Source organism: uncultured Negativicoccus sp. (assembly GCF_902480485.1).
Taxonomy (GTDB): Bacteria; Bacillota; Negativicutes; order Veillonellales; family Negativicoccaceae; genus Negativicoccus; species Negativicoccus succinicivorans.
This window is the reverse complement of record NZ_CABSTC010000043.1, coordinates 1-11,354: the sequence shown is the minus strand read 5'-3', so window position 1 is coordinate 11,354 and position 11,354 is coordinate 1. Positions and strand designations below refer to the sequence as shown.

The following is an 11,354-nucleotide window of genomic DNA, read 5'->3' as shown; positions in this document are numbered from 1 at the left end:
GTGCCGTTTTAGGCGCTGCTTCGCCGGCGGTTGTCATGCCCCAAATGGTACATTTCATGGAAAATAAATATGGAACAAAAAAAGCAATCCCACAGATGATTATGGCCGGTATTTCTTGTGACGGTATTTTTGTAATTGTATTATTTACCACATTTCTAGGCATGGCGCAAGGTGGGAGCGCCGGTATTACAGACTTTTTCAAGGTGCCGATTTCGATCATTCTTGGTGCTGTTTTAGGAGCATTGGTCGGCTATTTGTTGTGGCTGTTTTTTGAAACCGCTTATGCGCATAAGTATTACGTAAGAAACAGCATGAAAGTAATCATCGTCCTCGGTTTTTCCTTTTTTCTGATTGCTATTGAAACTTGGTTGGAAGGTATCGTGGCGGTATCAGGCTTATTGGCGGTTGTCAGCATGGCATGTGTTTTGAAAATGAAAAGTACCGTTTTTGTATCGAAACGATTATCTGAAAAATTTGGAAAACTGTGGCTTGCGGCGGAAGTAATGCTGTTTGTTTTAGTGGGTGCAGCAGTAGATATCCGCTATACATTAGAGGCAGGAATTATGGCCGTATTAATGATTCTGACGGCACTACTTTTTAGATCTTGTGGCGTTTTACTATGCATGACAAAAACGATGTTGACATGGAAAGAAAGATTATTTTGCGTGATTGCGTATCTTCCGAAGGCTACCGTACAGGCGGCGGTCGGTTCGGTGCCGCTGGCGGCGGGACTTGAATGCGGAAACATTGTTTTGTCGGTAGCGGTGATGGCCATTGTGGTGACGGCTCCGTTGGGAGCATGGGGAATGGATTCTACATATAAGAAATTATTAGATAGAGATTCAGCTGACTGATATTCTGATAAATTTATTTGTCTGATTAATATGTCAATCGGAATGCGAAAAGAAAATAATGGCAGCGGCGGCCGGCATGCAAAAAAGCGACTCGAGGAGCAAGGCTCCGGTCGGGTCGCTTTTTTATTTACTTCATTTGTGAAGGGGAAGGGTGTACCGCTTGCAGCGATTATTATCCGTAAACGGTGTTTCTTATTCGTTTCACCGATTTTTTGCAATCAAAAACCGCCGCTCGGAAAAGGCTGCGTCTTCCTACGATTCGAAATCACTGACCGATAGTCGATTACGTTCCGTACCGAAAAGAATCTTGCTATAGATACGAGCGGCGGTTACTGCCTTTATCTACCGTCATTATAAAACGCGCGGGGGGATTATGCAACTAGGCTTCTTTAATTTCTCCGTCGGGGCCTTGCGCCTTTTTGGTGACGAGGATTTTATCGACGCGGTAGTTGTCGTTATCCATGACCTCAAACTGCATGTTGCGATACGAGATGATCTCGGTTTCTTTGGGGAGATACCCGAAGAGATAGATAACGAAACCGCCGAGCGTTTTGTAAAAATCTTCGCCCTCTTTGGGAAGCGCTTCGGTGATTTGAAAATATTCTTTAAATTCTTCGATCGGCAACAGTCCGTCGACGAGCCATGAATTCGGCGTGCGTTTGACGATGCGGTTACGTTCTTCGATACGTTCGGCGACGCTGCCGGGCATGGCGCCCAAAATTTCTTCCAAAATATCGTGCAGTGTGACCATGCCTTCCGGCGAACCGTATTCGTCTAAAATGATGGCTTCGTGCGCATTTTTCGCGCGAAAGAGGTCGAGCGTTTTATTGAGGGTGAGCGTTTCGGGAATATACAGAGGCGTCGTGACGCAATGCGCGATGAGCGCGTGCCAGCGCATCTCGGGGCGGCGCAGACGCAATAACAAGAGATCGCGCAATTGGACAATGCCGCGAAAATCGTCCAGCGATTCGTAGCCGACGGGCAGGCGCGTGTGCGTGGAGCGCAACAGTTGCGCGCCGAGTTCTTCTTCACTTTCGGCTAGATCGAGCCATTCCAGCTGCGGTCGCGCCGTCATGATGTATTCGGCGGGGATATCGTTTAAGCGAAAGACGCGATCAATGAGTTCGGGTTCGTCGGCGTCAAACGTGCCGAGACGGGCGCCCTGGCGAAGCAGAAAACGAATTTCTTCTTCCGTAACCGGTTGCTCCGCTTTGATTTTAATGCCGAGGAGCTTCAACGCGGCCGAGGTGGAAAATGTCAGAAACCAGACTAAAGGCAGGTTGATGCGCGCGAAAAGATTCATCGGGCGCGCGACCCAACTGGCTACGCTTTCCGGAGAGTTGATGGCGATTCGTTTGGGCACGAGCTCGCCGATCAACAGCGTCAAAAACGTGACGACGGCCATGATCAAAAAGAGGCTGACGGCTTGCGCGTATTGTCCCAGAGCCGGCGTGAGCGCGGCGGCCAACGGTTCCGATAAAGTCGACGCGCCGAGCATACCGGTGATGACGCCGATTGCGGTGATGCCGATTTGAATGGTCGAAAATAATTGATTCGGGTCCTGCGCGATTTTAAGAGCCGCTTTCGCGCCGCTGTCACCTTGGCTCGCGCGCTGGGCGAGACGCGGTTTCTTGGCGCTGACGATGGCGAGTTCCGTAGCGGAAAAAACGCCGTTCGCAATGATTAAAATTAACAGTAATGCGATTTGCCATCCGGGATGGTCGCTGTCCATATTCATTCTCCTTGTCGAAAAAATACTATATTTACATATTTATAGTATAGTAGAAGTATAGCACAGAGAAAAACGGGAAGTGCAAAAAGGAATCCGCCGTCGCGCGACGAATACGTTAGTAAGGCAATGGCCAAAGGAGGAAGCTATGACACAGCGCAGAGATGTAGACACATATCGTTTGACATTAAGTGAATTATTGCACGAAGTGTGTGTCGAACTTTTGGACGGGCAGGATATGCTCGAAGATCTTTCCGCCCAACGTCGTGAGCATCAGGAAATGGATCAGGCGGCGGACGGCCCCAATGCACCGGCGGTGTATGAATTTGCCGAAGAGCAGATTCGCTTGCGTCTGAGACGCTATCGGGAGCTCGGCGATCGGATTGATGAGATTATTACTCTGTATAATGAATTGGCGGATGAAGCGCTCGCGGAAGATGACGATGACGAAAGCGACGGAACGTTTTCCTATACGGGGGATGCGGATTGGCTGGAATGGGAAGAAGCCAAGCGTAAATCGGAAGAAGACGATGATGACGATGATTATGACGACGATGATGACGACAACAATTATGAAACGGACGACGATCCCGATGAAGAAAGCGATCGCGTGCAGGAATGGTCGTTGAAGAAAAAGAAAAAAGATAAAAAGAAAGACAAAAAGGAAAAGAAGAATAAAAAAGACAAGAAAGAAAAAAAGCACAAAGACAAAGAGTCTAAAAATAAAAGTGAAGTCGACGCGAAACAACTGAAAAAAGCAGAGGAAAGCTCGCAAGCAACGGTCACGACGGTCGTGGAAAACCGAGCCGTGAAGGAAGAGCCGACGAGAAAAACGGCAGCGAAACGTTCTGCCGCGACGACAAAAGCAAAGAGAAAAACCGCGGTAAAACCCGCGGCGAAACCGAAAGTCGCGTCGAAAAAATGAGCAAGTAAAAGATTCACCCGTCGAGCGGCGGGTGAATCTTTTTAGAAAGGAGATACGATGCGCAGACGCTGGATCATGCATGTGGATATGGACGCGTTTTACGCTTCCGTCGAGCAACGCGACCACCCGCAATGGCGAGGACTGCCCGTAATTGTCGGCGCCTCGGAACGGCGCGGCGTGGTGGCGACCGCCTCCTACGAAGCGCGCGCGTACGGCGTGCATTCGGCATTGGCGGGGAGCATTGCGCGCCAACGCTGTCCGCAGGGAATTTTTGTGCGTCCGCGCATGCATGTGTATCGTGAAGTATCCGCGTTGATTCATGAAGTGTTATATCGATACGCGCCCGAAATCGAGCCGCTGTCGCTCGATGAAGCGTTTTTGGATATCTCCGGCATGGGGACGCAGTTTCCGACGCTCAAAGCGCTCGGCCGCAGCGTGCAACGTGATATTTACGATGCGGTCGGTTTGTCGGCGTCGGTCGGCATCGGTGGCAATAAATTTTTAGCGAAGCTTGCGAGCGATTTGGAAAAGCCGCACGGTTTGGTCATTATTCCTTATGAACAGGCGCAGGAAATGATCGCGTCGTTGCCGGTGCGTCGTCTTTGGGGCGTGGGTCCGAAGTTGGAAGCGGATTTGGAAACGCTCGGCTATGTCACGATCGCCGATGTGGCGGCGGCCGATCCGGATCAATTGGTGCGGCAGATCGGCCAGCAGGGCAAAACGCTTTGGGAATTGGCGCACGCCCGCGATGATCGTCCCATTGTCGCGCACGCGCCGCGCAAATCGATCGGGGAAGAAGAAACGTTCGCGGAGGATCTCCACGCGGATGCGGATATTCGCCGTTACCTTTTGCGGGCGAGTGATACCGTCGCGCGCCGCTTGCGTCAAAAAGGACTGGTCGCCCGCACGGTCACGTTGAAATTGCGTTACGGTTCGTACAAGACGCTTACGCGCTCCGTGACGCTCGCCGATCCGATTGATTTACCGCAGGCGTTGTCGGCGGCGGTTTTCTCGTTGTATAATAAACTTAAACTCACAGAAGGTATACGACTCCTGGGCGTGACCGTATCGGGACTGTTGCCGGCGGGAACGGAGCCGATGTCGCTCTTTGCGGACGGCACGGCGCGCGAGCGCAAGGCGCAGGAAACGATCGACAAACTCCAGGACAAATATGGCCCGACGGCTATTCGCAGAGGATTTTGGTGGGACAGTGAGACAACCACCGGTGACGAAAGGGGAAAGAAACGATGAATGTTAATAAAGAACGCATGTTGAACGAATTTTACGAATTGATTCGCATCCCTTGCTCGACAGGTGATGAACGGGAAGTCGCCGATTTACTAAAAAAACGTCTGAAAAAACTGGGCGCGCAAGATGTTAAAGAAGATGATGCGGGCAGCAAAATTAACGGCAATGCCGGCAATATTATCGCCACTTTCGGTGCGACGATGGAAGGCTTGCCGACGGTCGCTTTCACGGCGCATATGGATTGCGTCGAACCCTGCGCGGGGATCGAACCGGTCTTGAAAGACGGCGTGATTACTTCGAAAGGCGATACGATTTTGGGCGGCGATGACAAATCCGGTGTGGCCGCGATTTTGGAAGGCTTGCGCCTGATGAAAGAAAACGCTCTGCCGCACGGCAAGATCGTTATCATCTTCTGCGTGGCGGAAGAAGGCGGCTTACGCGGCTCACGCAATATCGACACGAAACTTACGCAAGGCATCGATTTCGGTTACGTTATGGATTCGTCCGGCGCGCCGGGTAAAATCATTAACCAGGCACCGGGTCAAAACGCGATTCGCGTCACCATGCACGGCAAACGCTCGCACGCGGGCCTGGCGCCGGAAGACGGCGTGAACGCCATCGTCATGATGGGCACGGCGCTGGCGCGTCTGCCGTACGGTCGTATTGATGAAGAAACCACCGCGAACGTCGGTTTCATCGACGGCGGCATCGCGACGAACATCGTGGCGGATAAATGTAGCGTCAAAGCCGAAGCGCGCAGCCGTGATTTGGCCAAATTGAAACAGCAGACGGACGCGATGAAAGAAGCGTTCATGTCCGTGGAAAAAGATTTCCCGGGCGGCAAAGCGGAAGTCGAAGTGGAAGAAATTTATCAGCCGTACCTGGTCGATGAAAACAGCCTCTGCATCGAAGTCGCCAAACGCGCGGCGAAAGAAGCGGGTTTGGAACCGAATGTCGGCGCGACCGGTGGCGGCAGCGACGCCAACAACTTCAATAAACACAGCTTCCCGGCAGCCGTACTTGCGACCGGCATGACCAAAGTTCACACGCCGGAAGAATGCCTGTTGGAAGAACACCTGTACCAAACCGGTGAATGGGTATATCGCATTATTGAACAGTTGCCGCACGTGCAGCACTGAAACGCAAATAATATCGTCGTTTAAGCATTAAAAAAAGAGCCCTCGCGGCTCTTTTTTTGTGGAACACTGCGGAATAAAAAGAAATAAATGTATTTTCATCGTCAAAATAAAATTTGTGGAAAGCATGTGGATAAGTGTAGAAAATGTGGTTTATCCACACGCTTATCCACATTTATCCACATGTCCATGTCAAAAATACAATAAATTTAATGAGAATTGCGTAAACTCACTGTTTTTGCAAACAATACACTGTCAGTAGACAGCAATCTATGTGGAAAACTTTTTTGATTTCTTAATAATAACTACCGATACAAAAATAAAGATGCTTGTAAAGCAAAGGCTAAATCAATGGTTTGAAAACAAAATAAAGAAATAAAATGAAGTGGATAACTTGGATAGATCGGTGGATAAATAATTTTTGTGCACGGCAAAAATCAATTTAAAGTGAGAAAAACGTGTAAAATCGGCGCTGTTAAATGTTTGGCTTAGGTAAAAATGTATTTTCCGAGAAGGTTTTCCACCGTTTGCTGCGTTTCGCGGCGATGTCGTGGACAAGTTGCCAACGCAGCGCGTTAGCGTAGACGAATACGCTTATATAGACACGCGATATGGATGAATCCGCTCATTTTTGCGGTCGAGCCTATTCTTTTGCGAAAACGGGTCGTGTCATTACGAAGATAATGAAATGTGCGATGCGGCTTTTATTTGGCTTCGATGTATTTGCATTTTGCCGCATTGCTATCGCTACAAAACGGCATAAAACGATAAAAATCTTGCTTCGCGCGGCGGTATCTGTTACCGTAGGCTAATTATTATAACAAGGAGGAGACGCCGATGAATAAGCATTTTCGCCGCGGTTTGGCGAAAGGAGTGCCGATTGCCATCGGCTATATGCCGATCGCGATCGCGTACGGTGTCTTATCCTCCGTGTACGGCATGCCCGCGTGGTTCGTGCTGGCGTCATCCGCGGTCGTCTACGCCGGTTCCGCGCAGTTTATGGCGGCGAACTTGATGATTACCGGCACGGGCGTGTGGGAAATTATTTTAACCACGCTGCTGGTGAATTCCCGCAACCTGCTTTTGGCGGCGGGGCTCGCGCATAATTTGGAAGCGGGGCGACGAAGTCGGAGCGTTTGGCGGTCGGTTCGTTGACGACCGATGAATTATTTTCCGTCGCGCTCTTGGAAAAACATCAGGCCTTGCCGCCGGCGTATGTCATCGGGATCGGTCTGTCGGGTTATCTCTCCTGGGTAGTCGGCACGGCGTTCGGCATCGGACTGACCGATTTATTGCCGCCCGCGCTCGCAAGTTCCATGGGCATCGGTTTATACGCGATGTTTCTCGGCCTGCTGGTGCCGGCGTTGCGGGAACAGCCGCAGGCGCGTTTGGTGACGCTGATCGCGGTCACGATGAATTTGCTGTTGTACGCGTTGGCGACATTGCTCGGCATCGGCCACGGTTTGACGATTTTCATCGCGACAGTCAGCGCGGTCGCATTGGTCACGGCGGCAAAGAAGCGATTACAATGGTAAATCAAAGCGATGCCTTTTATATTCTTTTGCTGATCGGCATGTGGTTCGTTACTTTGGTGCCGCGCATTGCGCCGCCGTTCTTTTGGCGAGCGGATAAAGTGCCGCCGAAACTTTCCTTTGCGCTTGCTCTGATCCCTTTCGCCGTGTTGGGCGCGTTGATCGTGCCCGGCGTATTTGTCAGCATGGAGGAGACGCCATTGCTCGCCACGACGGTGTCGTTGCTGGTTGCGATCGGGCTCGCGTTTTACCGCGCGAATTTAGTGCTCATCGTCCTCGCGAGCATTTTGGTGCATTACGGTCTGAGCGTACTGGTCGCCGCGTAAGCAAAGAAAATAAAAAGAACGGACAGGAATGTCCGTTCTTTTTGTTTACTCTTTTTTCTCATGAGGATCCGTCAATAGCAGCGGGACGGTTGTCACGATCACGTCAAATCGATTTAAAAGCTGCCAGCGCAGCTGCAAACCTTGTTGGTTATGCAACAGACGCTCCCAGCCCGAGCCGACCTCAAATTCCGGAATTAATACCGCAATCGACGCGTCGGGGTGGCGGTCGCGAAATGCTTTGATGTAATCCAACAAAGGCTCGGAGAAATCCCGATACGGCGACGGTATTACCTCAATTGAAATCGCAGGCAAAAGTCGGTGCCATTTTTGGCGGACACGTTCGCCGGCCTCCGCGTCAATGGCGATATGGAGCGCGTGAATGTGCGCATCGTCGGTAATGTCGCGCGCGTAACGCAAGGCGCGCGCGACGGCGCGCGTGGGACTTGCGACCGGCAACAACACGTGGTGCTCGTTGACCGGTTGCGACAGAATATTCGTCAGCTCTTCCGAGGAAAGTGTCAACGCTTCCCGTACCTTTTCGTAGTGCGTGTGAATCGCCTTAAATATGCGCATTAAAATCGGCAGGAAGATTAAAATGATCCAGGCGCCGTGAATGAATTTGGTGACTAAAATGATGCCCACGACGGCCGCCGTGACCAGCGCGCCGAAGCCGTTCAGCAAGAGTCGTCCGTACGGGCGCGGCTGTTGGCGGAGCCAATGCACGCAAAGACCCGCCTGGGCCAATGTGAAGGAAAGAAATACGCCCACTGCGTACAGCGAAATCAAATGCTCCACACTGCCGTGGAACGCGATGATCAATCCGCCGGCGCAAAGCGACAGTAAAATGATGCCGTTGGCAAAGGAAAGACGCGCGCCGCGATGCGCGAGGTAGCGCGGCAGGTAACCGTCCTGCGCCAAAATGGACATCAGCGGCGGCAAACCGTTGTACGCGGTGTTGGCGGCTAAATATAGAATCACCATGGTCAGCAGCTGGAAGATGAAATAACCGGTTCCGCGTCCCCACACGGTTTCCGCCAAGAGGGAGAGCAAGGTGCGGTCCGCGCTCGGCAGCAAGCCGAAATGCACGATGAGAAAACCCGTGGAGATCAGCAGCGTCGACAGGATAATCGCCATTACGGCAATCGTTTTTTTCGCGTTCTTCGCTACCGGTTCCCGAAACGCGCCCGCGCCGTTTGCGATCGCTTCCACGCCGGTCATGGAAGAACAGCCGTTGGCGAAAGCCAACAACAGTAAAAAGCAAAGGGTGCCCGGCGTGAGTGTGGTCGTCGCTTGCGGCAAAATGACCGGCGGTCGACCGAGCACAAAAATTTGGTAGATCCCCGATCCGGCGAGCATCAACGCCGTGACCAAAAAAGCATAGGTCGGCCAGACAAAGGCGTTGGACGCTTCGCGCAAACCGCGTAAATTAATCAGCATCAATATCGCAAACACCGCGAAAAGATCAATGCCGATTTGGTACGGTATGAGCGCCGGCCACGCGGAAATCAGCGCCGCCGTGCCGGATGATACCGATACCGCGACCGTCAACACGTAGTCCGCGCATAGACTCGCCGCCGCGAGCAGCGCCGGGTATTCACCGAGATACTCTTTGGCGATCGAATAGGCACCGCCGCCTTGAGGATGCACCTTGATGACCTGCGCGTAGGAAATCGTAATGATGAAAAGCAACGCCACGATCGCCGCGATAATCCACGGAAAGTAGTTGTATAAAATCAGCCCCGGCAATACCAAAACCAGCGCGATTTGTTCCGGACCGTAACCGATGGAGGAAAGCGCGTCAGACGAAAAGATCGGCAACGCTTTCCACTTCGGCAGCCGTTCGTGACTGAGTTCCGTACTCTTGAGCGGGCGCCCTAAAAGCAATTGAGAAAATGAAGAAAATGTAAATTTGCGCATGAAAAATAGACCTCCCGGTCCCATGGGACCTTACCTTTTGCCTACGAGGTTAGCTGTCGGGTTAGAAGCATAAGGTTGTCTTCCTCTTTCGATTCACCCCAAGATTTGGTTCCCCCGTTTTCCGTCAGAAAATTCGGCATTTCGTTTTACTTCCACATTATAGCGCCGCGGAAATGTCTTGTAAATAGGAAAAAACAGCGGCTGGCGACGTAACATAAATCCGTCGGCAAAACGGACTTCGTCGCCGCTAAAAAGTTCATAAATGCTCTTTTATGACTGTTTTATGGCGTTAAATCGTGCTATACTGAAATTACAGATAGCATTGCGGCAAGGAGGTGTGCCCATGCAAAAGGGAACGAAAGCAACTGAACGGGAGTTGCGCGTGATGACGTCGCCGTCCGAGATTCCGGCGAAGAAGCTGAGTGTATTGTACATCTTGACGATACTGCGCCGCTTTTCCGATCCCGAACATCCGCTGTCGCAGCAGCAGATTCTGACGCACCTGCAAGAAGACTATGGAATGGTCTTAGATCGTAAAGCCGTCAAACGCAACCTGGTCAATCTCTTGGAAGCGGGCTATCCGCTCGGTTACAAACCGTGGCAGCGCAAGAGCGCGAGCCGCGAAAAAGTGGAAAATGTCTACGGTTCGTGGTATTACGAGCATGAATTCGCGCCGGTGGAACTGACCACGCTCATTGACGGCCTGTTGTTTTCGCATTTACCGGCCCGGCAGGTCGAGGACATGATCCAAAAACTGTTGCGGTTGCAAAGTCGGTATTATACGAATCCCACGTTGGGAGTTCACAACATTCCGAATGAGAGCTGGCTCAACTGGCAGCAGGAAAGTCCCGCCAACGCGCAGATGCTGTATTCGTTGGACGTCTTGAATGAAGCGATTGAAACGCAGCAACCGGTCGTGTTCCATTACCTGCAATACGGTCCGGATAAGCAGCAGCGGCCGCGCGTTCGCCGGCATCGCAAGCGTCCGCATCGCTACCGGGTGAGCCCGTACGCGGTGGTTGCGACGAACGGTCGTTTCTACCTGATCGGTAATACCGAAGGGCATGATGATATTTCGCATTACCGCGTCGATCGGATGCAGGATGTGCGAATCGAAAAAAACCGTGAGCTTCGTCCGCTGCGCGAAGTGACGCAGTCGGGCGATGACGAATTGCATTTACCGAAGCATCTGGCGGAGCATGTCAACATGTTTGCCGGACCGGCGGTACCGTGTTTATTCCGATGTGATCGCGAGATCTTGGACGCCGTCATGGACGATTTCGGAACCTCCTGCACGATCAGCGAAGTTACGGACAAAACCGTGGTCGTCGGAGTCACCGTGAACGCTACCGCGCTCTTCCACTGGTCGTTGCAATTCGGTCCGGCCGTGAAAGTGCTGGCACCGGCATCACTGGTGCACGATCTGCAACGGGCGGCCATCGCCATGGCGGACGCGTATCGCCATGAAGAACCGTTATATTTTGATCATGTCGAGATGAGGTGACGTCGATGAAACGAGGCTATATCCAGGTCTATACGGGAGACGGTAAAGGCAAAACCACCGCCGCGATCGGGCTTGCGATTCGCGCCGTCGGCGCCGGTCTGAAAGTCTGGCTGCTGCAGTTCATGAAGTCGGAATACTACAGCGAGCAGAAAATTTTGGACGGAATTTCACCGCTTCTCTATC

11 protein-coding genes and 1 riboswitch are annotated in these 11,354 nt (G+C 51.9%); of the genes, 9 read left to right on the top strand and 2 right to left on the bottom strand.

Going from position 1 to position 11,354, the window contains the following annotated elements; translation table 11 throughout:
• Nucleotides 1-854, top strand: an 854-nt coding sequence (locus RDN69_RS04650) for a cation:proton antiporter (protein WP_288218297.1), incomplete at its 5' end; no start/stop codon positions are given.
• A 379-nt stretch (nucleotides 855-1,233) separates the two neighbouring features.
• Here the strand turns inward: RDN69_RS04650 and RDN69_RS04645 are convergent.
• A complete protein-coding gene (locus RDN69_RS04645; protein ID WP_288218296.1) occupies nucleotides 1,234-2,586 on the bottom strand; it encodes a hemolysin family protein in 1,353 nt (450 codons plus the stop codon).
• 145 nt (nucleotides 2,587-2,731) lie between these two features.
• Between RDN69_RS04645 and RDN69_RS04640 the strand changes: the two genes are divergently transcribed.
• From RDN69_RS04640 to RDN69_RS04615, 6 genes are all read left to right on the top strand, one after another.
• On the top strand, nucleotides 2,732-3,508 hold the full coding sequence (locus tag RDN69_RS04640) for a hypothetical protein (RefSeq protein WP_024048361.1): 777 nt from the start codon (nucleotides 2,732-2,734) through the stop codon (nucleotides 3,506-3,508).
• A gap of 57 nt (nucleotides 3,509-3,565) precedes the next feature.
• Nucleotides 3,566-4,759: a DNA polymerase IV gene (locus tag RDN69_RS04635; protein ID WP_288218295.1), complete on the top strand. Its 1,194-nt coding sequence runs from the start codon at nucleotides 3,566-3,568 to the stop codon at nucleotides 4,757-4,759.
• Nucleotides 4,756-5,895, top strand: coding sequence for a M20/M25/M40 family metallo-hydrolase (locus RDN69_RS04630; protein ID WP_024048359.1), 1,140 nt, complete (start codon nucleotides 4,756-4,758; stop codon nucleotides 5,893-5,895). Before RDN69_RS04635 ends, RDN69_RS04630 begins: the two co-directional genes overlap by 4 nt.
• 834 nt (nucleotides 5,896-6,729) lie before the next feature.
• A complete protein-coding gene (locus RDN69_RS04625; protein WP_024048358.1) occupies nucleotides 6,730-7,047 on the top strand; it encodes an AzlC family ABC transporter permease in 318 nt (105 codons plus the stop codon).
• Entirely contained in the window at nucleotides 7,044-7,427 is a 384-nt protein-coding gene (locus RDN69_RS04620) for an AzlC family protein (protein ID WP_024048357.1), read from the top strand. The genes RDN69_RS04625 and RDN69_RS04620 overlap by 4 nt, the downstream gene beginning before the upstream one ends.
• On the top strand, nucleotides 7,421-7,750 hold the full coding sequence (locus tag RDN69_RS04615) for an AzlD domain-containing protein (protein ID WP_024048356.1): 330 nt from the start codon (nucleotides 7,421-7,423) through the stop codon (nucleotides 7,748-7,750). Before RDN69_RS04620 ends, RDN69_RS04615 begins: the two co-directional genes overlap by 7 nt.
• A gap of 45 nt (nucleotides 7,751-7,795) precedes the next feature.
• Here the strand turns inward: RDN69_RS04615 and RDN69_RS04610 are convergent, their stop codons facing one another.
• Nucleotides 7,796-9,667: an APC family permease gene (locus RDN69_RS04610; protein WP_273259434.1), complete on the bottom strand. Its 1,872-nt coding sequence runs from the start codon at nucleotides 9,665-9,667 to the stop codon at nucleotides 7,796-7,798.
• A 24-nt stretch (nucleotides 9,668-9,691) separates the two neighbouring features.
• A riboswitch (cyclic di-AMP (ydaO/yuaA leader) is annotated at nucleotides 9,692-9,816 on the bottom strand.
• Between the two features lie 194 nt (nucleotides 9,817-10,010).
• Between RDN69_RS04610 and RDN69_RS04605 the strand changes: the two genes are divergently transcribed.
• Nucleotides 10,011-11,171, top strand: a complete 1,161-nt coding sequence (locus tag RDN69_RS04605) for a YafY family protein (protein ID WP_024048424.1) — start codon at nucleotides 10,011-10,013, stop codon at nucleotides 11,169-11,171.
• Between the two features lie 5 nt (nucleotides 11,172-11,176).
• Nucleotides 11,177-11,354 (top strand): cob(I)yrinic acid a,c-diamide adenosyltransferase (locus tag RDN69_RS04600; protein WP_288218298.1); only part of this gene is annotated, 178 nt, incomplete at its 3' end.

Excerpts from the sequence above, each read along its gene's own strand:
- RDN69_RS04645 (WP_288218296.1), bottom strand. The coding sequence starts at position 2,586 with ATGGACAGCGACCATCCCGGATGGCAAATCGCATTACTGTTAATTTTA.
- RDN69_RS04640 (WP_024048361.1), top strand. The coding sequence starts at position 2,732 with ATGACACAGCGCAGAGATGTAGACACATATCGTTTGACATTAAGTGAA.
- RDN69_RS04635 (WP_288218295.1), top strand. The coding sequence starts at position 3,566 with ATGCGCAGACGCTGGATCATGCATGTGGATATGGACGCGTTTTACGCT.
- RDN69_RS04630 (WP_024048359.1), top strand. The coding sequence starts at position 4,756 with ATGAATGTTAATAAAGAACGCATGTTGAACGAATTTTACGAATTGATT.
- RDN69_RS04625 (WP_024048358.1), top strand. The coding sequence starts at position 6,730 with ATGAATAAGCATTTTCGCCGCGGTTTGGCGAAAGGAGTGCCGATTGCC.
- RDN69_RS04615 (WP_024048356.1), top strand. The coding sequence starts at position 7,421 with ATGGTAAATCAAAGCGATGCCTTTTATATTCTTTTGCTGATCGGCATG.
- RDN69_RS04610 (WP_273259434.1), bottom strand. The coding sequence starts at position 9,667 with ATGCGCAAATTTACATTTTCTTCATTTTCTCAATTGCTTTTAGGGCGC.
- RDN69_RS04605 (WP_024048424.1), top strand. The coding sequence starts at position 10,011 with ATGCAAAAGGGAACGAAAGCAACTGAACGGGAGTTGCGCGTGATGACG.